Annotated in this window: 19 protein-coding genes; 4 read left to right on the top strand and 15 right to left on the bottom strand. The window is 65.8% G+C overall.

All coding sequences use genetic code 11. The annotated features are described in order from the left end of the window. Positions 1-8: 8 nt before the first annotated feature. Positions 9-767, top strand: a complete 759-nt coding sequence (gene cobA, locus AC1D02_RS03320; protein WP_477313656.1) for a uroporphyrinogen-III C-methyltransferase — start codon at positions 9-11, stop codon at positions 765-767. Here the strand turns inward: cobA and AC1D02_RS03315 are convergent. Next, entirely contained in the window at positions 764-1,234 is a 471-nt protein-coding gene (locus tag AC1D02_RS03315) for a hypothetical protein (protein ID WP_477313654.1), read from the bottom strand. The two genes, cobA and AC1D02_RS03315, sit on opposite strands and share 4 nt — an antisense overlap. A gap of 109 nt (positions 1,235-1,343) precedes the next feature. Further along, positions 1,344-1,700 carry a winged helix-turn-helix domain-containing protein gene (locus tag AC1D02_RS03310; RefSeq protein WP_477313652.1) on the bottom strand — a complete coding sequence of 119 codons (357 nt, stop codon included), beginning with the start codon at positions 1,698-1,700 and terminating at the stop codon, positions 1,344-1,346. A gap of 61 nt (positions 1,701-1,761) precedes the next feature. Between AC1D02_RS03310 and AC1D02_RS03305 the strand changes: the two genes are divergently transcribed. After that, complete coding sequence (locus AC1D02_RS03305) at positions 1,762-2,325, top strand: hypothetical protein (RefSeq protein ID WP_477313999.1); 564 nt, start codon at positions 1,762-1,764, stop codon at positions 2,323-2,325. On the opposite strand, the gene AC1D02_RS03300 is transcribed toward AC1D02_RS03305, so the two are convergent. From AC1D02_RS03300 to lptF, 3 genes are read right to left on the bottom strand one after another with little or no spacing between them, the layout of a single operon-like run. Next, a complete protein-coding gene (locus tag AC1D02_RS03300) occupies positions 2,301-2,672 on the bottom strand; it encodes a sirohydrochlorin chelatase (protein ID WP_477313650.1) in 372 nt (123 codons plus the stop codon). The genes AC1D02_RS03305 and AC1D02_RS03300 overlap by 25 nt on opposite strands. Next, positions 2,672-3,856, bottom strand: a complete 1,185-nt coding sequence (gene lptG, locus AC1D02_RS03295; protein WP_477313648.1) for an LPS export ABC transporter permease LptG — start codon at positions 3,854-3,856, stop codon at positions 2,672-2,674. Before lptG ends, AC1D02_RS03300 begins: the two co-directional genes overlap by 1 nt. Further along, on the bottom strand, positions 3,853-4,986 hold the full coding sequence (gene lptF / locus AC1D02_RS03290) for an LPS export ABC transporter permease LptF (RefSeq protein ID WP_477313646.1): 1,134 nt from the start codon (positions 4,984-4,986) through the stop codon (positions 3,853-3,855). The genes lptG and lptF overlap by 4 nt, the downstream gene beginning before the upstream one ends. A 56-nt stretch (positions 4,987-5,042) precedes the next feature. Between lptF and AC1D02_RS03285 the strand changes: the two genes are divergently transcribed. Beyond that, positions 5,043-6,539: a leucyl aminopeptidase gene (locus AC1D02_RS03285; protein WP_477313644.1), complete on the top strand. Its 1,497-nt coding sequence runs from the start codon at positions 5,043-5,045 to the stop codon at positions 6,537-6,539. A gap of 55 nt (positions 6,540-6,594) precedes the next feature. Here the strand turns inward: AC1D02_RS03285 and AC1D02_RS03280 are convergent, their stop codons facing one another. The 7 genes from AC1D02_RS03280 to ftsH all read right to left on the bottom strand — a co-directional run bounded on the left by AC1D02_RS03280 (position 6,595) and on the right by ftsH (position 12,418). Continuing rightward, positions 6,595-7,047, bottom strand: a complete 453-nt coding sequence (locus AC1D02_RS03280) for a hypothetical protein (RefSeq protein WP_477313642.1) — start codon at positions 7,045-7,047, stop codon at positions 6,595-6,597. 67 nt (positions 7,048-7,114) lie between these two features. Continuing rightward, the gene (locus tag AC1D02_RS03275) at positions 7,115-7,588 is read right to left on the bottom strand and encodes a CreA family protein (protein WP_477313640.1); all 474 of its coding nucleotides are present in this window, start codon (positions 7,586-7,588) and stop codon (positions 7,115-7,117) included. 26 nt (positions 7,589-7,614) lie between these two features. Further along, positions 7,615-7,803 (bottom strand): DUF1653 domain-containing protein, encoded by a 189-nt coding sequence (locus tag AC1D02_RS03270; RefSeq protein WP_477313638.1) that lies wholly within the window; start codon positions 7,801-7,803, stop codon positions 7,615-7,617. Further along, positions 7,803-8,189 (bottom strand): phiTE_015 family protein, encoded by a 387-nt coding sequence (locus AC1D02_RS03265; protein WP_477313636.1) that lies wholly within the window; start codon positions 8,187-8,189, stop codon positions 7,803-7,805. The genes AC1D02_RS03270 and AC1D02_RS03265 overlap by 1 nt, the downstream gene beginning before the upstream one ends. Positions 8,190-8,528: 339 nt before the next feature. Continuing rightward, a complete protein-coding gene (locus tag AC1D02_RS03260) occupies positions 8,529-9,527 on the bottom strand; it encodes a CapA family protein (protein WP_477313634.1) in 999 nt (332 codons plus the stop codon). A 9-nt stretch (positions 9,528-9,536) separates the two neighbouring features. Beyond that, positions 9,537-10,535 (bottom strand): ribose-phosphate diphosphokinase, encoded by a 999-nt coding sequence (locus AC1D02_RS03255; protein WP_477313632.1) that lies wholly within the window; start codon positions 10,533-10,535, stop codon positions 9,537-9,539. Then, positions 10,532-12,418 carry an ATP-dependent zinc metalloprotease FtsH gene (gene ftsH / locus AC1D02_RS03250; RefSeq protein WP_477313630.1) on the bottom strand — a complete coding sequence of 629 codons (1,887 nt, stop codon included), beginning with the start codon at positions 12,416-12,418 and terminating at the stop codon, positions 10,532-10,534. Before ftsH ends, AC1D02_RS03255 begins: the two co-directional genes overlap by 4 nt. Positions 12,419-12,574: 156 nt before the next feature. On the opposite strand from ftsH, the gene xth reads away from it, so the two are divergent. After that, positions 12,575-13,339, top strand: a complete 765-nt coding sequence (gene xth / locus AC1D02_RS03245; protein ID WP_477313628.1) for an exodeoxyribonuclease III — start codon at positions 12,575-12,577, stop codon at positions 13,337-13,339. Here the strand turns inward: xth and AC1D02_RS03240 are convergent. The 3 genes from AC1D02_RS03240 to prpF all read right to left on the bottom strand — a co-directional run bounded on the left by AC1D02_RS03240 (position 13,331) and on the right by prpF (position 19,056). Then, positions 13,331-16,222, bottom strand: a complete 2,892-nt coding sequence (locus AC1D02_RS03240) for a sensor domain-containing protein (protein ID WP_477313626.1) — start codon at positions 16,220-16,222, stop codon at positions 13,331-13,333. The two genes, xth and AC1D02_RS03240, sit on opposite strands and share 9 nt — an antisense overlap. 120 nt (positions 16,223-16,342) lie before the next feature. Beyond that, complete coding sequence (locus AC1D02_RS03235) at positions 16,343-17,785, bottom strand: bifunctional 2-methylcitrate dehydratase/aconitate hydratase (RefSeq protein WP_477313624.1); 1,443 nt, start codon at positions 17,783-17,785, stop codon at positions 16,343-16,345. 80 nt (positions 17,786-17,865) lie between these two features. Then, the gene (gene prpF / locus AC1D02_RS03230) at positions 17,866-19,056 is read right to left on the bottom strand and encodes a 2-methylaconitate cis-trans isomerase PrpF (protein ID WP_477313997.1); all 1,191 of its coding nucleotides are present in this window, start codon (positions 19,054-19,056) and stop codon (positions 17,866-17,868) included.

Genomic DNA, 19,056 nt, shown 5'->3' with positions numbered 1-19,056 from the left:
AGCCCGTCATGGCCCAACGCGGAAAAGTGTATTTGATCGGGGCCGGCCCCGGCGCCCAGGACCTGATCACCTTGCGCGGCGCGCGCCTGCTGGCGCAGGCCGACGTCGTGCTGCACGACGCGCTGGTCACGCCGGAGATGCTGGAACTGTGCCCGCAGGCGCTGCTCGTCCCGGTCGGGAAACGCTGCGGCCAGCTGTCGACCGCGCAGGCTTTCATCAACAAGCAGATGCTTGACTACTCAAGTAAATTTGCCTTGGTGGTGCGCCTCAAGGGCGGCGACCCGATGATGTTCGGCCGCGCCGACGAGGAATTGCGCGCGCTTGAAGCGGCGGGCGTCGAAGTCGAAGTCGTCCCCGGCATCACCACCGCGCTGGCCGCGGCGGCTGCGACCAAACAGCCGCTGACCAAGCGCGGCGTGTCGCGCAGCGTCGCCTTCTTCACCTCGAGCACGGCGCCGGAGCATGCCGACCAGCCCGCCGTGCCGGACACCGACACCCTGGTGCAGTACATGGGCGGACGCGAAGCGATCGCCACGGCGCAGCGCATGCTCGATGCGGGCCGGCGCGCCGCCACGCCGGTGGTGGTGGTGGAAAACTGCAGCCGTCCCGACCAGCGCATCCTGCGCCTGACCCTGGCCACGCTCGCGCGCGGCCTCGATGCGGCGCACGGCCCTGTGCTGGTGATGATGGGCGACGCGCTGAAACTGCGCGAGCACCAGGCGCCGGACAGCGACAGCGCGGGCGGCGAACTAAGACTGTCGGCCTAAGCCGGCACGCCGCGCACGCGGTCGCGCTCCGCCAGGTCCCACAACAACTGGTCGGACAAGGTGAAAATGCGTTCGCTGATGGCCGCGATTGCAGCCAGCGCCTGCTGCAATCGCGCGCTGCCGAGCGCCGCCGAATCGGATTGCCAGCCCGCGACTTCGCAGCGCAACGCGCGCATATCCTGTTTCAGTTCGGTCAGCATCACGCGAAAGCCCGCGTCCGAATCCATCGCATCGGGATAGCTGGCCGATCGCACGTGCACCTGCAGCGACTCGATCTTGCTGCCCATGCGCGTCAGGCGCCGCCCCAGCGCTTCCACGCGGCGCGCGCAGCGGGCGTCGGCGCACATGGCCGGCAGCCACCAGGCGCGGATCGGCAGGCGCGGCGCAGAAACGCGCTGCGCGGCATTTCGCCGGCGCAGCCACTCGCGCGCGGTGAGAAACAGCAATTTGCAGAATTCGAGGAACATGGCGGCGCCCCAGCTGGCATGCCTTCCAGTGTGGGCGAGTCGCGAAGTGGAGTCAAACGTGTGGCGGCGCGCACGTCTGATGCAGCGCAAGCTTACTAAGAGTCGACGCTCAGCCCTTGGCCGCGCTGACCAGGCAGTTCGAGAGCTTGTCGTAATGGAGCAGCGCCGCCTGGGTCAGCTCGACCTGCTTGCGCCGCGTATCGTCGGTATCGGACAGCATCAGCCAGCCTTTTTCGCGCATCGACTTGAGCCGGCTGTGCACCGTGGCGGGCGATCCGAACTCCGCCTTGGCCATCATGTCGCGTACCGAAAGTCGATCTTTTGCTTGCGCCCGCAGCGCCACAAATGCCAGAATGCGTTCTTCCAGCGGATCGAGCGAGGGCAACGTGGGCAAGCCACGCAGCGCTTCCGCGAGCTGCAGGAAGCGCAAATAGATGTCGGCGGGCCGGACGGGCGGTGTTGTCATCGAACTCCAATAAGACCAATGGCGAATGGCGTCATTGTATACTACAAGAAGCGGTGACTTGATGACGCATTGGCGGTTACAGGCAGCGATGGTCGCAACGACCATGATCGCATTCGTCGCCATGCTGGCCGCGAACGAATGGCTGTTCACGCAGATCGAATACGTTCCCGGTATCGCCTGGATCTACCTGCCCGCGGGCATGCGATTGCTGTGCGTGCTGCTGTTCGCCGACGCCGGCGCGATCGGCCTGCTGCTGGTGTCCTGGCTGGTGTGCTTCTTCCACTTCTTCCCGAATGACTTCCTGCGCTCCTTCATGGGCGGCATATTGGCGGCGGCCGCGCCCTGGCTGGCGAACCTCGTCGCGCACCACGCGTTCGGGCTGCGCGCCTCGCTGACCAACCTGTCCCCGCAGCGCCTGCTCGCCTGCATCGTGCTGTATTCGCTGGCCAGCCCGCTGCTGCACCACATCTGGTTCTACGTGCACGGCGACGGAGGCAATCTGCTGCACGGATTTTTCGTCATGTTCATCGGCGACCTGAATGGCACGCTGATCGTCGTCTACACCATGAAGGCGCTGCTGTCGCTGGCGCCGCGCAGGCCTCAGCCGAGGGACCTGACGCAGTAAGCGGTCATCGCATCGAGCACCGCCGGGTCTTCGCCGACGGCGCCGACGACCTTGACCTCGATTGCGGGATGGTCGATCTTCAGCTGGTCCACCAGCAGCGGCAGGTCGCGCAGCAGGTGACCACCCTGCCCGAGGAATACCGGCACCACCGTGACCTGCGTGACGCCGTCAAAGGCCAGGCGCGCCACTTCAGCCGGCAGCCGCGGCTCCATCAATTCGAGGAAGGCGAGCGACACCCGCACGTCCGGCAGGCGCGCCTGGGTCAGGTCGCGCAGGCGCTCGAAGGGCGCCGCCCACGACGCGGCGCGGGCGCCATGCGCGAACAGCACGAGCGCGCGCTTGTCCATCAGTGCCGCTCCACGCGCCACAGCGCGCCCAATGCCAGCAGCAGGTACAGCAGGCTCGGTGCGATCGCCGTGAAGAACGGCGGCCAGGTGCTGAGCAGGCCGAGGTGCGAGAACAGCGTGTTCACCAGCAGGAAGCTCACGCCGATCATGATGCCGATGAAGATCTTCAGGCTCACACCCCCGCTGCGCATCTGCAGGTAGGCGAACGGCAGCGCCAGCGCCATCAGCACGAAGATGGCCAGCGGGTCGATCAGCTTTTTCCAGAACGCGATCTTGAAGCGGTCGTTCTCCTGCTTGTTCTCGGCCAGGTGGCGGGTGTACACGGCCAGCTCGTTGGCGGACATGCGCTCGGGGTCGGCGGACGACACCGACAGGATCTTGGGCGTCACTTCCGACACCAGCTGCATGGTCGGCAGCCTGCGCGTGGAGACCGCGCTGGTGTCCTGGCCGAACATGCTCTGTACGCTCGCTCCCGCGGGCGCTGCCTGGCCCGGCGCCGGCAGCGCGCGGGTATTCGAAAACAGCGTCTCGGTCACATCGGTGAGGCGCCAGGTGTTGTTCCCTTCGAACACGGCATTGGCCGCGGTCAGCAGGGAGCGCAGCCGGAATCCGGTATCGAACTCGTACAGCTTCACGCCCACCAGCTGGCCGTCGGGCCTGAACTGGTTGACGTTGAAGAAGCGCGATCCGGTGACCGGACCGCCCACGCCGTCGCGGTGCACCACGTCCTTGGCCCACATCCCCGAGCGGAACTGCTGCGACACGGTGGAGCCTTTGGCCGACAGCTTGAGGCGCTCGGCCAGCGGCGCCGTGCGCGGCGTGATCAATTCGCCGAACAGGAAGGTGATCACCACGAACACCAGGCCGATCTTGAAAAGCATCCCGGCGGCCATCGCGGTGGACATGCTCGAGGCGCGCATGATGGTGAACTCCGAGCTGGCGGCAAACTGGGACATCGCGTAGATCGTGCCGATCAGCGCCGCCACCGGCATCACCTCGTACACGTGGCCGGGCATCAGCATCAGCACATACAGGAAGGCGTGCTGGATCATGTAGCCGCCCTGGCCCACCGCAGGCAATTCGGCGGTCAGGTCGTTGAATGCGGTCAGCGCGAGCAAGGCGACCAGCACGAATGCGACGCCCTGCATGATGTTAACGGCGAAGTAGCGTTGCAGGATCTTCATTTGGCGCTCGCTTTCCCGAGGATGCGCGAGCGCTTCCAGGCGTTCAGCAGCACCAGCGGGTGATAGCGGTGGTTGACGTTCAGGCGCCATGCGAACAAGGCCATCACCAGCAGCCCCACCAGCAGGTGCAGCGGCCACCACGCGGTGCCGAACGCCACCTTGCCGGCCTTGACGCTGCCTTCGCCGACCTTGACCAGGTTAAGGTAGGTGAAGAAGATCAGCAGCGCGAGGATCAGGTTGACCGAGCTGCCGGCGCGCGGATTGACGAAGCCGAGCGGAATGGCCAGCAGCATCAGCACCGCGCACATGATCGGCGACGCCAGCCTCCATAGCAGTTCGGCCATCGTGTAGCGGTTCGGCGCGGCGATCAGCGCCATCGTCGACAGCGTATCGACCGGCATGTCGGCGCCCAGCACCGGCACTTTGGTCGCCACACGCATGCTGTAGCGTTCGAACTCCATCGACTGGAAATCGGCCTGGCCCGGCACACCCTGGTAGCGCCGGCCATTCTTCAGCACCAGCAGCTGGCCGCCCTTGCCGTCGCCTTCGATCACGCCCTCTTTCGCCACGACGACCGTGTTGCCGTTGTTTTCGACGGTATTGACGAACACGTTCTGCACCGCGTTCGTGCCGGCGGCGGCGCCTTCGACGAAGAACACGCGATTGGCGCTGGTCGATTCCTTGAACTGGCCGGGCGAGACCTTCTTCAGGTCCTCGCGCTTCTCGAAGCGCTGAATGAACTCGGTGCTTTTGAGCTTGGCCCAGGGCGTGGCGACCAGGCTGAGGGACGCCGTGGCCAGCACGATCGGCAGTCCGAAGGTCATCACCGGAGCGATCCAGCGCAGCAGCGACTGGCCCGACGCGAACCAGACCACCATCTCCGAGTCGCGGTAGCTGCGCGTCACGGCCATCAAAACAGAAATAAAGCTGGTGAGGATCAGGATAGTTGGCAGATAATTCAGCACTGCGAAGAAAATCAACGCGACGACGTCGCCGGAAGCGATCTTGCCGCCGGCGGCTCTGCCCAGGAGCGTGATCAGGGTCCAGGTGACATAGATCGAAAACAGCACGGTGAAAGTGGCGCCGGCGGCACTGGCAAGTTCACGTCGAAGTGCGCGTTGAAAAATCATTCGAAAGTTATAATCACAGGTTAGGCAGTGCGCGTCATATACATACGGAGAATCAAATGGACTTTAGCATAAAAGCATTCGACACAAAAAACACCATCGGATCGGCCAAGACCGGCTGCGTCGCGGTCGCGGTGTTCGAAAACAAAAAACTGTCGCTCGCCGCTCGCGCCTTCGATCAGGGTGGTGAAATCACGGCTGCGCTGAAGTCCGGAGACATCACTGGCAAAGCCGGTTCGACCCTGCTGCTGCGCGGCGTGACCGGCGCGAAAGCCGAACGCGTGCTGCTGGTGGGCCTGGGCGCCGACGAAGACGTCAGCGAAAAGAGCTTCACCACTGCCGTCGGCGCAACCCTCAAGGCCTTCAGCCAGCTCGGCTCCTCGGACGCCATTATCGCACTACCGATGATGGAAGTGAAAGGCCGCGACCTGGCTTGGGCCGTGCGCACGATCGTCTGCGCCGCCCACGAGAGCGTGTTCCGCACCGACGGCCAGAAGAGCAAGAAGGATCCGGTTGCAAGCGGCGTGCGCAAGATCACGCTGGCCGCCGACTTCGTGGACTCCAAGAACAAGGCCGCACTGGCCCAGGCCGAGGCGATCGCGAACGGCATGGACCTGACCAAGGAACTGGGCAACCTGTCGGCCAACGTCTGCACCCCCACCTACCTGGCCAACACCGCCAAGAAGCTGGGCAAGGACTACGGCTTCGACATCGAAGTCCTCGAGCGCAAGCAGCTCGAAGCGCTGAAGATGGGCAGCTTCCTGTCGGTCACCAACGGCAGCGAAGAGCCGCCGAAGTTCATCGTCCTGAAGCACATGGGCGCCAAGAAGGGCGACGCGCCGGTGGTCCTGGTCGGCAAGGGCATCACCTTCGACACCGGCGGCATCTCGATCAAGCCTGGTCCTGCCATGGACGAAATGAAGTACGACATGTGCGGCGCAGCTTCCGTGCTGGGCACCTTCCGCGCGATCGGCGAGATGAACCTGAAGCTGAACGTGGTCGGCATTATCGCCGCCTGCGAGAACATGCCGTCGGGCCGCGCCACCAAGCCGGGCGACATCGTCACCTCGATGAACGGCCTGACCATCGAAGTGCTCAACACCGACGCCGAAGGCCGCCTGGTGCTGTGCGACGCCCTGACCTACGCCGAGCGCTTCAAGCCGGCGGCGGTGGTGGACATCGCCACCCTGACGGGCGCCTGCATCGTCGCGCTGGGCCACCACAACAGCGGCCTGTTCACGCGCAGCGACGACGCGCACGAAGCGCTGGCGGCAGAACTGATGACGGCCGGTAAAGAGGCGTCGGACACCGCATGGCGCCTGCCGATCGAAGAAGCCTACAACGAGCAGCTCAAGTCGAACTTCGCGGACCTGGGCAACATCGGCACGCCGGGCGGCGCCAGCGTCACCGCTGCCTGCTTCCTCGAGAACTTCACCCGCAACTACACCTGGGCGCACCTGGATATCGCGGGCACGGCGTGGAAATCGGGCGGAGCCAAGGGCGCGACGGGCCGTCCGGTGCCCCTGCTGACGACCTTCCTGATCAACCGCACATAATCTCACGCGCGGCGACAGAACCGGAGTCAGGCCCATCGGACCTGACTCCATTTTTTTAGTAGACGGTATTCGCTGGGGTGGTGGTCTGCGCCGACTCAGTAGACGGAATCGTCTGCATCAGGACGGTGATCGTCGACTGGTAATCGAACCCCGCGCCCGAATGGCGATCGACGTATTCACCCAGTCCCGCCGTAAGCAGCGCATTGCCGATGATCTTGTCGGTGCCGTAATGCGGATGCCACAGCTCCGTCCCCACTGCCACGCCATCCTTCTTGCACGACACGCGCAGGTCGGAATCGTTCTTCTGCACAGTCACCCGTCCCGGCGCCGTGACGAACCAGCGCCCTGCTTTGTTCGACAGCACGCAGCCGACGCCCGCCAGCTCCCGATGGTCGAGAACCGCGCGCACGGTCACTTCCTGCTGGTTCGACTCCGAGAAGGTCGCGCAGCCCGGCAGCGCGCCGCAGACGAGCGCCAGGAGCGCCGCGCCGATTCGATTGAAACTCATGATGTGGCTCCCTTGATTCATCCAATGCTGTTTACGGCAGGCGCCGCGCATTCATGAATCGATATGCTTACTGCATCGGGATAGGCTGATTCGCCGGCACCGGCACCGCGGTGACGCTGTTTTTCGGGCTGCCGTCGATCAGGCGGTCGGAGTACACCAGGTAGACCAGCGCGTTGCGCTTCGGGTCGACCATGCGCACCACGCGCACGTGCTTGAAGAAGATCGAGGCGCGTTCGGAAAACACTTCTTCCTGGCGCGGCACCTTGCCGGGGAAGGACAGCGCGCCGACCTGGCGGCAAGCCACCGACGATTCGGCCTTGTCCTCGGCGATACCGATGGCGCCCTTGATGCCGCCCGTCTTCGCCCGCGACAGGTAGCAGCTCACCCCCGCCACCTTCGGATCGTCGAACACTTCGACCACTACCTTGTGATCGGGGCCGATCAGCTTGAACGCGGTGTCGACCGATCCGACCGTCTCGGCCGAAGCGCACAATGCGGCGCCCGACAATGCCGCGCACAACGCTGCCTTGGTCCACTGCATAGATACTCCGGGAAGGGAAAGGAAATTCAGGAGACCGGCGCGAAGCGCGGCACCATCAGGCCGTCGACCTCGACCAGCTGGAAAAATACGTCTTTGGGCCGGGTCCAGATCGAACCGTCGGCCGCCCGGTAGACAACCATTTCGGACAGGTCCGATTCGAGCGTGGCCATGCAGACCAGCTCGTACAGACCGCCCTTGTAGTGCCGGTACTGCATTAGCCCTCGGCTTTTTGCTCGGCCAGCGCCTTCTGCTTTTTCTTCAGGTTCTGGATCACCCGCAGCGCGCCTTCGATGCCGGCCGCGTCGTCCAGGTCGCTGAACGCGTCGAGCACTTCATTGAGCACCCGGTTGCGCATCGCCGCTTCATCCGCTCCGCCCTGCAGCGCTTGCGGCGCGCCGGCGCGTGCCGGTTCGGCTTCCTTGGCGGCAGGCTTGGCGGAAGGCTTCGGCGTTGCCGCCGCGGTCTTTCCATGTGCCAAAGCCGCCTGCCAGATCACCCAGCGGCGCTGCGTTTCGAACACGAGATATTCCTCAGGCTTGTCTTCACGGCGGCGAACGATATGTCCGTCGCGTTGGGCCCATGCCTCAAATGCATTGCGCATTTTTATCCTTTACAAATGCTGTGGTCGCATTTCACGAAATTGAAACTGCAACATTTCAAAAATGAATCACCTGTTGGCGCAATTTCAGCTTGAAACTGCTCCGCGAGGGCCAGTTGCTGTTGCGGAGATAAAAAAAGCCACTGCGATATTTCTAGTGCAAACGTTCAATATATTCGATATTACACCGAGCGTTATAATTATGCAATTTTAAATTCCCTGTCAGTAACAATAGGCTAGTTTTTTGCTTTTGTCTTCTTTTTGTTACACTTTGCTACAGTTATAGCCCCGGTGGGTCAGATTGACAACACTTTTGTGGAACATACATTTAGCTGCAACAAGTTACTTGGGGATTATGCACGTTTCTCCCCTTCCTTGTCCGATTCGGGTGCCCAACTCCGCGCATAACAAGCGCATGCGCTCGATGATCGCTTGCGCCATCGCCGGCGCGGCCAGCCTGGCCTGGCATTCATGGATCCAGACCGGGTGCAGGCAAATCTTGCGCAACGCGCCGCGCGTCAGTTCCATCTCGAACAGCAGCTGGCGATCGTTGCGCATTTCGGAATCGACCGCGTAATCGTCGACCAGGTTGCCGGCCGCGTACACGATCGGGCAGCCCCGATCGATTTCGATGCCCTGATAAACATGGGCGCTGTGGCCGAACAGGATTTTCCAGCCCAAGCCGATGGCGCCGTGCGCGAGGCGGCGAAACCGCGCCAACGGCCGCAGCACCATGTTCGGCCCCCAGTGCAGCGACAGGATCGGCCAGTCGACGCCCTGCTCGCGCAGCGCCGCTAGGCGCATCTCGAATACCGACAGCGACGCGCATTCGTCCGTCAGGTCGAGGTAGGCCATGCCGGGGCGGGCGCGCTGCGCGGAAAAGTCGGCCTGGTGGTCGCACAACGCGACCATGCCGAAGCGGATCCCCTTGCGCTCGACGATGGCCGGCGCGGCTGCTTCGGCGATGGTGTCGCCGGCGCCAGCGGCCGCGATGCCATGCTGGCGCAGCGCGCGGCGCGTGTCGCGCAGGCCCTCCACGCCGAAATCGAGCACGTGGTTGTTGGCCAGGCTGACCAGGTCGACGCCGGCGCCCGTCAATACATCGATCGCCGCCGGCGGCGCGCCGAAGTAGAAAGCCTTGGGCGCGCCGGTCCATTTCGTCCTGGACGCGGTAATCGCACATTCCAGGTTGACCAACGCCAGGTCGGCGTCGCGCAGCAGATGGGCGACCGGGCCAAGCGGATAGGCCGGTCCGTGGCGCGCGATCGCATGGCCCACCTGGCGCCCGAGCATGACGTCGCCGCCCAAGACCAGCCTGACCGCCTGTTCGTTCTGCGCCATGCTTCACCTTCAAGGCGCCATCAGGGCGCTCACCGATTCGCCATCGTGCATGCGCTCCATCGCCCTGGCGAACAGTGCGCTGCAACTGAGCACGCTCACTTTCGCCTGCGCCGCGCTGTGCTCCAAGCGGAACGGCGGCACCGTGTCCGTTACCACCAGCTGGCGCAGGCCGCTGTCGGCCAGCATCGCGGGCGCATCGCCCATGAACAGCCCGTGCGTCGCCGCCGCCATCACGCCGGCGGCGCCGTGCTCGATGCAGGCGCGCGCCGCGCGCGTGATCGTCGTGCCGCTGCTCACCAGGTCGTCGATGATGATCGCTTGCTTGCCCGCCACTTCGCCGACCAGCAGGTCGCCGCTGACGACGCCACTGCTGCGGTGTTTCTCCGCGAAGGCCATGCCCACCGGCCTGCCCAGCGCTTCGGCCAGCGCCATCCGAAAATGTTCGGCGCGCTTGATGCCGCCGGCGTCCGGCGACAGCACCACCGCATCCTGCTCCTGCAGCAGCGGCGCGAACCACGCAACGAACATGCGGTTCGCCTCCAGGTGCTCGGTGCGGCAGCGGAAGGCGTTCTGGAACGCCGACAGGTTGTGCACGTCGAGCGTGACCACGGCGTCGGCGCCGACCGCCTCGAACATCGCCGCGATGTAGCGCGTGATCACCGGGTCGCGCGGCTTGGTCTTCTGGTCCTTGCGCGCGTAGGCCAGGTAAGGCGCCACCGCCGTCACGCGCGCCGCGCCGGCATCCTTCAGCGCGCCGACGAAGAACAGCAGCCGGCACAGTTTGTCGTTGCCGCTTTGCGCCGCGTCGGCATACAGCGAGTGGATCACATACACGTCGCGCCCGCGCACGCTTTCCACGGCACGCGCCTTGTGCTCGCCGTCCTCGTAGTCGCGCTCTTCATGCGCGGCCAGCGGCACGCCGAGATGCTGCGCGACCAGCTCGCCGAACGGCCGGCTGCCGTTCAGCGCGAACAGCATCAAGCCGTCGTCGTTCAACAGGGATGTCATGGCGCCGCTCCTTTCATCAGGTGGACCTGCGCCTGGTGCCGTTCGACCAGGGCGTCGAGCGCGGCGCGCTCCACCGTTTCCTGCGCCAGCAGCATCCGGGCCAGCGCATCGAGCAGGTCGCGCTTCGCCGCCAGCGTCTCGCGCACGCGCAGGTGCGCCTGGTCGAGCAAGGCGGCGATTTCGTCGTCGATTGCGCGCGCCGTGCTTTCGCTGTAGGCGCCTCGCTGGGCCGGGCCGGCCGGCGGATAGGCGAGGAACGCAGGCGGCGCCGCTTCGAAGGTGCCCAGGCCGATGCGCTCGCTCATGCCGTACTGGGTGACCATGTGACGCGCCAGGTCGCTGGCCTGCTGCAGGTCGTTGGTGGCGCCGGTCGACACGTCGCCGAACGCAATCTCTTCGGCCACGCGCCCGCCCAGCATCACGTCGAGGCGGTCGAGCAGCTCGGCCTTCTTGAGCAGGTAGCGGTCTTCGGTCGGCTGCTGCTGGGTGTAGCCGAGCGCCGCGATGCCGCGCGGGATGATCGATATCTTCGATACCCGGTCGGCGTGGCGGCGGAATTCGGCCACCAGCGCGTGCCCCGCCTCGTGCCAGGCGACGGTTTCCTTTTCCAGCTTGTTCATCACCCGCGTAGTTTTTTTCAGGCCGGCGACGATGCGGTCGATGGCCTCGTCGACGTCGCCCATGTCCACCTGGTCCTTGCCGAGCCGTCCGGCCAGCAGCGCCGCCTCGTTGATCAGGTTGGCCAGGTCGGCGCCGGCGAATCCCGCGGTGCGCGCGGCGATCGCGCCCAGGTCGACGGTGCGCGCCAGCTTGACCTCGCGCGCATGCACCGCGAGGATTTTCTCGCGCCCCTTCAGGTCCGGGCGGTCGAGCGCGACGTGGCGGTCGAAGCGGCCGGGCCGCAGCAGCGCCGGGTCGAGGATCTCGGGCCGGTTGGTCGCGGCCAAGATGATCACGCCCTTGTTGGTGTCGAAGCCGTCCATCTCGACCAGCAGCTGGTTCAGCGTCTGTTCGTGCTCGTTGTAGCCGCCGCCGGCGATGCCGGCCACGCCGCGCGCGCGGCCCAGCGCATCGAGTTCGTCGATGAAGATGATGCATGGCGCTTTCTCCTGCGCTTCCTTGAACAGGTCGCGCACGCGCGCCGCGCCGACGCCGACGAACATCTCGACGAACTCGGAGCCGCTGATCGAGAAGAACGGCACGTTGGCCTCGCCGGCCACGGCTTTCGCCAGCAGCGTCTTGCCGGTGCCGGGCGCGCCGACGATCAGCACGCCCTTCGGGATTCGGCCGCCGAGGCGGCGGTAACGTTCGGGGTCCTTGAGGAAGGCCACCACCTCCATCAGTTCTTCCTTGGCCTCGTCGATGCCGGCGACGTCGTTGAACGTCACGCCGGTATTGCTGGCGACGTAGACGCGCGCCTTGCTCTTGCCGATGTCGAGCAGGAAGCCGGAGCCCATGCCGGTGCGCTGCGCCATCGCGCTCATCAGCCAGAGGAAGATCAGGAACGGCAGCAGCCAGGACAGCAGGGTCGACAGCCAGGTGCCGGCCGGTATGCCGACGTAGCGCACGCCGGCGTGCTCCAGCTCTTCGACCAGCTTCGGATCGGCTACCCGCACGGTCGAGAAGCGGCACGGCTTGTCGCCCGCGCATTTGACGCTGTCGAGTTTGGTCTTGTCGACCACCTGGTCGAGGCCGGCGGCGGTGACCGTGCCGCTGATCGATTGCTCGCCAACCGTTGCTTCGATGACCTTGCCCGCATGCACCAGCTTCTTGAAGTCGCTGTAGGGCAGCGCCAGCACATTGGCCGAGCCGGCCAGGGTCTGGAACAGCAGGAACACGGCCGGGATGAACAGCCACATCCACAGCGGAACCTTCGGCGGCATCGGGAGTTGCGGCCCGGCTTTCACGCGCCCTCCAACATCACAAGAATCCTGATGTCGATGCTATAACAATGGCGCGGCGACAGTCGCACCCTTGCGCATTGCGCGCGCCGCCTCAGCCGTATATGCTGCCGACATCGCAATTACGAGGCTGTCCGCATGAAAATAGCAACCTGGAACGTCAACTCCCTCAAAGTCCGGCTGGCGCACCTGCTGCAGTGGCTCGAAGAAAATCCGGTCGACGTGCTGTGCCTGCAGGAGACCAAGCTGACCGACGACAAATTCCCGGTGGCCGAGATCAACGCCGCCGGCTACCACGTCGTGTTCAGCGGCCAGAAGACCTACAACGGCGTGGCGATCCTGTCGAAGCTGCCGATCACCGACGTGGTCAAGAACAATCCGCGCTACGAAGACGCGCAGCAGCGCATCCTGGCCGCCACCATCGCCGGCATGCGCATCGTCTGCGCCTACGTGCCGAACGGGCAGGCGGTCGACTCGGACAAATACATTTACAAGCTGGCCTGGCTGGAATCGCTGCGCGAGTGGCTGGACGAAGAGATGCGCACCCACGAGCACCTGGCGATCCTGGGCGACTACAACATCGCGCCGGACGACCGCGACGTGCACGACCCGGCCGAGTGGGCCGGCCAGGTGCTGTGCTCCGACAAGGAGCGCGCGGCGCTGCTGGCGCTGAACGAGCTGGGACTGACCGACTCGTTCCGCATGTTCGAGCAGGCCGACAAATCATTCAGCTGGTGGGATTACCGCATGCTGGGATTCCGCCGCAACCGCGGGCTGCGCATCGACCACATCCTGCTGTCGAAAACGCTGGCCGCGCGCTGCACCGCGTGCGCGATCGACCGCGTGCCGCGCAAGTGGGAGCAGCCGTCCGACCACGCGCCGGTGATCGCGACCCTAGACTGATTCCGGCGCCAGCATCGCCTGCGCTTCGGCGGCGTCGCGCGCCGGCGAAAACAGGAAGCCCTGCGCGTACTGGCAGCCGCTCGCCTGCAGCAGCGAATACTGCCCTTCGGTCTCCACCCCTTCGGCCACCACCGACAGCTGCAGGCTGTCCGACAGCGCGATGATGGCGCCGACGATGGCGCGGTCTTCCGCGCTGTTCTCCAGGTCCTTGATGAAGGCGCGGTCGATCTTGACCTTCTTCACCGGGAAGCGCTTCAGGTAGGCCAGGCTCGAATAGCCGGTGCCGAAGTCGTCGATCGACATCCGGATGCCCATGCTGTTGATCTGGCCGAGGATTTCCAGCGTCTGCTCGCCGTGCTGCATCAGCGCCGTTTCGGTGATCTCGAATTCGATCAGCGCGGGATCGACCCCGGTCTCGTCGAGGATGCGCCGGATGGAGTCGGTCAACCCGCGGTGCATGAACTGGCGCGGCGACAGGTTCACCGCCAGCGGCACCGGCCGCAGGCCCATGTTCGACCACGCGACGCTCTGCTCGCAGGCGCGCCGCATCACCCATTCGCCCACCGGGACGATCAGGCCGTTTTCTTCGAGCACCGGAATGAAGTGGTCCGGCAGGATCACGCCCTGCCCCGGCCGGCGCCAGCGCAGCAGCACTTCCATCGCATGCACGCGGCGCGTGGCGATGTCGATGATCGGCTGGTACAGCAGCTCGAACTCTTCGTTGGCCAGCGCCTGGCGCAAGCTGCTCTCGATCTCGAAGTGCTGCGCCGCCGCCTGGTTCATGCGCTCGGTGAAGAACTGGTAGTTGTTACGCCCGCTCGCCTTGGCATGGTACATCGCCGCATCGGCGTGGCGCATCAGCGTTTCGACGTCGGCGCCGTCGTCGGGATACACGCAGATGCCGATCGACGGCGTGATGTGCAGCACCCTCCCCTCGAACGGGAACGGCGCATCGAGCGCCTCGATCATTTTCTGGGCCACGCCACGGCATTCGTCGGCGTTGCGGATGCCAGGCATCAGCACCACGAACTCGTCGCCGCCCAGGCGCGCCACCGTGTCGCTGGCGCGCACCGCTCGGCACAGCCGGCTCGCCACTTCCTTGAGAAGGTGGTCGCCGGTCAGGTGGCCGAGCGAATCGTTGATGGTCTTGAAGCGGTCCAGGTCGATGAACATCACCGCCAGCTTGCGGTCGGTGCGCTGCGCCGTCAGCATGGCGCGGTCGAGACGGTCCGACAGCAGCGCGCGATTCGGCAGCCCGGTCAGGCCGTCGTGGTAGGCCATGTGGTGCACCCGCGCCTCGGCCTGGCGCCGTTCGACGATCTCGCCCTGCAGCAGCGCGTTGGCGCCGGCCAGTTCGGCGGTGCGCTCGACCACCCGCTGTTCGAGTTCGTCGCGCGCGCGCCGCACGGCTTCAGCCGCCTCGCGCCGCGCGGTGACGTCGTCGACCAGCCACACCGAGCGGCCGGTGTGGCGCGACAGGTCGAACGGGCGGCCCGACAGGCGCGCCCAGAACAGGCTGCCGTCCTTGCGCACCAGCTGATGCTCGGACATGCTGACGCGGCCGGCGTGGAAGTCGCGCGAGGTTTCGATGCGCGCCGCTTCCCAGCTGGCCAGGTCCGGATACAGCGCCTGCACCGACATGCCTTCCATTTCGCCCGGCCCGTAGCCGAACAGTTCTTCCATCTTGCGGTTGCAGCGCAGGTTGAAGCCGCGTTCGGCCACACTGATGCCCAGCACCGCGCTGTCGAGGATGGCCTGGTTCTCCATCAGCGTGTTGCGCAGCGACTCCTCGGCGCGTTTATGCTCGGTGCGGTCCTCGATGATCCAGATCGTGCCCTGCGCCGGCTCGTCCGGATTGACGACGTAGGCGATCAGTTGCCCCCACATCGTGCTGCCGTCCTTGCGCGCCATCTCGACTTCGGTCTGGAACGGTTTGCCGACCGAGAGCAGCGGGAAGGCGGCGGCGCCGACGTCGGCGTAGACCTCGTCGCTCGGGTACAGCGCGCGGCCGGGCAGGCCAAGGGCTTCGTCGCCTTCGTAGCCGAACATTTCGGCGAAGCCGCGGTTGTAGCGCGTGATCAGGCGATTCTTGGTGAACAGGATCGAGACCGAGGCGTTGGTCATGATCGCCTGCACCTCGACCAAAGTCTGGCGCGACTCGGTCACGTCTTCGAGAATCCAGATGGTGCCCGCTTCGCTGCGTTCGGCGTCGAGCGCCTTGGCGCGCACGCGGCACCAGAACAGCGAGCCGTCGCGGCGGCGGAACTGCGACTCGGCGCGCTCGAACGGCAGCCCCACGCCCAGCAGCGGGCCGGCCTCGAGGCCGAAGCGGCGGTACATCTCCAGCGAGGGGAAGACGTCGGCCGCCGGCAGGCCGGTCATCTCTTCGCGCGTGTAGCCGAACATCTCGGCCATGCGCGGATTACACGACATCATCACGCCGCCCTTGCTGAACAGGATGCCGACCGAGGCGTTGTCGAGGATGGCTTTCTGCTCGAGCAGGGTCTGGCGCAGTTCGGACTGGTGGCGATCGAAGGGGCGCAGGTCGGTGAAGACGATGGTGGCGCCCGGCCCGCCTGCGTGGGCCGGCAGCGGCTTGGCGCGCAACTGGACCGCGACGTCGGCGCCGCCGGCCAGCAGCACCGCGTCCCAGTGCCGCGCACCGGCGAACGCATCGCGCAGCGCCCTGGCGCCGGCCGCGATGCTGGGCGGCGCGAAAAAATCGAGCAGCGCGCGGCCGACGATGCCGGCGCCCAGCAGCGCGCCCAGCTCGCGGTTGGCCGCGATGATGATGCCGGCGCCATCGCAGGCGCAGGCCGGCGCGCCGATCAGCTCCAGTGCTGATGCGGCGACGGCAGGCTGCTTGTTAAGTGGTCGATCCATGTCTCCGCTACTGCGATGTATAAATAGTCATGCAGCCTCTGCGCGGGCCGCTTTCGAGCACGATCATAAACCAGAACATCGCCAAAACGCGAAAAACATTGCTTCACGACAGCGCGTTACTCAGATCGCAAACATGTCCATAAATTCATCGACGGGCATGGCGTCCAACGTGGCGGGGTCGAGCGAGGCGGCGAGGATCGCGGCCTGCTGCTTTTCGGGGAAACGGCGCGCCAGGTTGGTCCGGAATTTATCGAGCAGCAGCGGCATGCCTTCGGCGCGCCGGCGCGCGTGGCCGACCGGGTATTCGACCACCACTTCGTCGAAGCTGCTGCCGTCCGTGAATTCGACGGCGAGCGCGTTGGCGATCGAGCGCCTGGCGGGATCGAAGTAATCGGCGGTGAATCGGGGATCCTCGACGCAGGCGATCTTGGCCCGCAGGATGTCGATGCGCGGGTCGGCGGCGACGCCGTCCTCGTAATCGGCGGCTGTCAGCCGGCCGTGGATCAGCGGCACGGCGACCATGTACTGAATGCAGTGGTCGCGGTCGGCCGGATTGGCCAACGCGCCCTGCTTGTCGATGATGCGCAGGCACGCCGCCTGCGTGCGGATGGTCACGCGTGCGATATCGTCGGCGCGCTTGCCGACCTTCGCCATCGCCGAATTGACGATCATCGCCGCCTCCACCGCTGTCTGCGCGTGGAATTCGGCCGGGAAGGATATCTTGAAGAGGACGTTTTCCATCACGTAGGAGCCGTAAGGACGCTGGAAACGGAACGGTTGGCCCTTGAACAGGACGTCGTAGAAGCCCCAGGTTTTTGCGCTGAGCGCAGACGGGTAACCCATCTCGCCGGTGCTGGCGATCAGCGCCAGGCGCACCGCGCGCGAGGTGGCGTCGCCGGCTGCCCACGATTTGCGCGAGCCGGTATTGGGCGCGTGGCGGTAGGTGCGCAGCGCCTGGCCGTCGACCCAGGCCAGCGAGACGGCGGCGAGCATCTCGTCGCGGGACAGGCCAAGCAGGTGTGAAACCACCGCGGTGGACGCGACCTTGACCAGCACGACGTGGTCCAGGCCGACCTGGTTGAAGGAGTTTTCAAGCGCGATGCAGCCCTGGATTTCGTGGGCCTTGATCATTGCGGTGAGAACGTCGCGCATGTGCAGCGGCGGCTTGCCGGCGGCGCGCGCGATGCGCGACAGCCAGTCGGCCGTGGCGAGGATGCCGCCCACGTTGTCGGAGGGGTGGCCCCACTCCGCGGCCAGCCAGGTATCGTTGAAGTCGAGCCAGCGGATCATGGCGCCGATGTTGAAGGCGGCCTGCACGGGGTCGAGCTGGAACCGGGTGCCGGGCACGCGGGCTCCGTTCGGGACCACCGTTCCGGGTACGATGGGGCCGAGCAGTTTTGTGCAGGCGGGATAGGACAGCGCTTCGAGGCCGCAGCCGAGGGTGTCGAGCAGGCAGTAGCGCGCGGTGTCGTAGGCGAGGCTGGAATCGAGCGGGTAATCGCGGACGTAGTCGACGATGTCGATCAGTTCGCGGTCCCAGTCGGGGCGGTTGGCGGAGTCCATATTGGTTCACCTCCTGCTGACGGCGGCGCCAAACCCGGGGTCAGGTCCGCCGGACCTGACCCCAGATCTTGGGCCGCGGCTTAAAACGCGTCGCCGGGCACGCGGACCCACCCTTCCATCAGGACCCGCGCGCTGCGGCTCATGATGGCTTTGCCGACGCTCCACTGGCCGTCGGTTTCGGTCGCTTCGGCGCCGACGCGCAAGGTGCCCGACGGATGGCCGAAGCGCACCGCGGTGCGGGCGCCGCCGCCGGCCGCCAGGTTGACCAGCGTGCCGGGGATCGCCGCGGCGGTGCCGATGGCGACTGCCGCCGTGCCCATCATCGCGTGGTGCAGCTTGCCCATCGACATGGCGCGCACCAGCAGGTCGACATCGCCCGCCGCCACCGGCTTGCCGCTCGACGAAACGTAATCGGCCGGCTTGGCGACGAAGGCGACCTTCGGCGTGTGCTGGCGCTTCGCGGCGTCGTCGATGTGGCTGATGAGGCCCATGCGCAGCGCGCCGTGGGCGCGGATCGCTTCGAATCGGGCCAGCGCGTCCGGGTCGCCGTTGATGGCGTCCTGCAGCTCGGCGCCGGTGTAGCCGATGTCTTCGGCGTTGACGAAAATGGTCGGGATGCCGGCGTTGATCATCGTGGCCTTGAAGGTGCCGACGCCCGGCACCGCCAGTTCGTCGACCAGGCTGCCGGTCGGGAACATGGCGCCGCCGGCGCCCTCTTCTTCCGCCGCGGGATCGAGGAACTCGAGCTGAACCTCGGCCGCCGGGAAGGTGACGCCATCGAGTTCGAAGTCGCCGGTTTCCTGCACCGCGCCGCCGGCGATCGGCACGTGCGCGATGATGGTCTTGCCGATGTTGGCCTGCCAGATGCGCACGGTGGCCATGCCGTCCTGCGGGATGCGGTCCGGCGCGACCAGGCCGGCGCTGATGGCGAACGAGCCCACCGCGGCCGACAGATTGCCGCAGTTGCCGCTCCAGTCGACGAAGGCGGTGTCGATCGACACCTGGCCGAACAGGTAGTCGACGTCGTGATCGGGCTTCGAGCTGGCCGACAGGATCACCGTCTTGCTGGTGCTCGAGGTGGCGCCGCCCATGCCGTCGATCTGCTTGCCGTACGGGTCGGGGCTGCCGATCACGCGCAGCAGCAAGGCGTCGCGCGCCTTTCCGGGAACCTGCGCCGCTTCCGGCAAGTCCTGCAGGCGGAAGAACACGCCCTTGCTGGTGCCGCCGCGCATATACGTAGCGGGGATCTTGATTTGCGGTGCGTGTGCCAT

This window comes from Massilia sp. P1_C10, from assembly GCF_056406475.1.
Note: the sequence above shows the minus strand (reverse complement) of the source record. Positions and strands in the feature narration are given on the sequence as shown.

Coding starts and splice junctions, on each gene's coding strand:
- AC1D02_RS03275 (WP_477313640.1), bottom strand. CDS start 7,588: ATGCAGTGGACCAAGGCAGCGTTGTGCGCGGCATTGTCGGGCGCCGCA.
- cobA (WP_477313656.1), top strand. CDS start 9: ATGGCCCAACGCGGAAAAGTGTATTTGATCGGGGCCGGCCCCGGCGCC.
- ftsH (WP_477313630.1), bottom strand. CDS start 12,418: ATGCCGCCGAAGGTTCCGCTGTGGATGTGGCTGTTCATCCCGGCCGTG.
- AC1D02_RS03265 (WP_477313636.1), bottom strand. CDS start 8,189: ATGCGCAATGCATTTGAGGCATGGGCCCAACGCGACGGACATATCGTT.
- AC1D02_RS03255 (WP_477313632.1), bottom strand. CDS start 10,535: ATGACATCCCTGTTGAACGACGACGGCTTGATGCTGTTCGCGCTGAAC.
- AC1D02_RS03315 (WP_477313654.1), bottom strand. CDS start 1,234: ATGTTCCTCGAATTCTGCAAATTGCTGTTTCTCACCGCGCGCGAGTGG.
- AC1D02_RS03285 (WP_477313644.1), top strand. CDS start 5,043: ATGGACTTTAGCATAAAAGCATTCGACACAAAAAACACCATCGGATCG.
- AC1D02_RS03305 (WP_477313999.1), top strand. CDS start 1,762: ATGACGCATTGGCGGTTACAGGCAGCGATGGTCGCAACGACCATGATC.
- AC1D02_RS03280 (WP_477313642.1), bottom strand. CDS start 7,047: ATGAGTTTCAATCGAATCGGCGCGGCGCTCCTGGCGCTCGTCTGCGGC.
- AC1D02_RS03270 (WP_477313638.1), bottom strand. CDS start 7,803: ATGCAGTACCGGCACTACAAGGGCGGTCTGTACGAGCTGGTCTGCATG.
- AC1D02_RS03310 (WP_477313652.1), bottom strand. CDS start 1,700: ATGACAACACCGCCCGTCCGGCCCGCCGACATCTATTTGCGCTTCCTG.
- lptG (WP_477313648.1), bottom strand. CDS start 3,856: ATGAAGATCCTGCAACGCTACTTCGCCGTTAACATCATGCAGGGCGTC.
- prpF (WP_477313997.1), bottom strand. CDS start 19,056: ATGGCACACGCACCGCAAATCAAGATCCCCGCTACGTATATGCGCGGC.
- AC1D02_RS03240 (WP_477313626.1), bottom strand. CDS start 16,222: ATGGATCGACCACTTAACAAGCAGCCTGCCGTCGCCGCATCAGCACTG.
- AC1D02_RS03260 (WP_477313634.1), bottom strand. CDS start 9,527: ATGGCGCAGAACGAACAGGCGGTCAGGCTGGTCTTGGGCGGCGACGTC.
- AC1D02_RS03235 (WP_477313624.1), bottom strand. CDS start 17,785: ATGGACTCCGCCAACCGCCCCGACTGGGACCGCGAACTGATCGACATC.
- AC1D02_RS03300 (WP_477313650.1), bottom strand. CDS start 2,672: ATGGACAAGCGCGCGCTCGTGCTGTTCGCGCATGGCGCCCGCGCCGCG.
- lptF (WP_477313646.1), bottom strand. CDS start 4,986: ATGATTTTTCAACGCGCACTTCGACGTGAACTTGCCAGTGCCGCCGGC.
- xth (WP_477313628.1), top strand. CDS start 12,575: ATGAAAATAGCAACCTGGAACGTCAACTCCCTCAAAGTCCGGCTGGCG.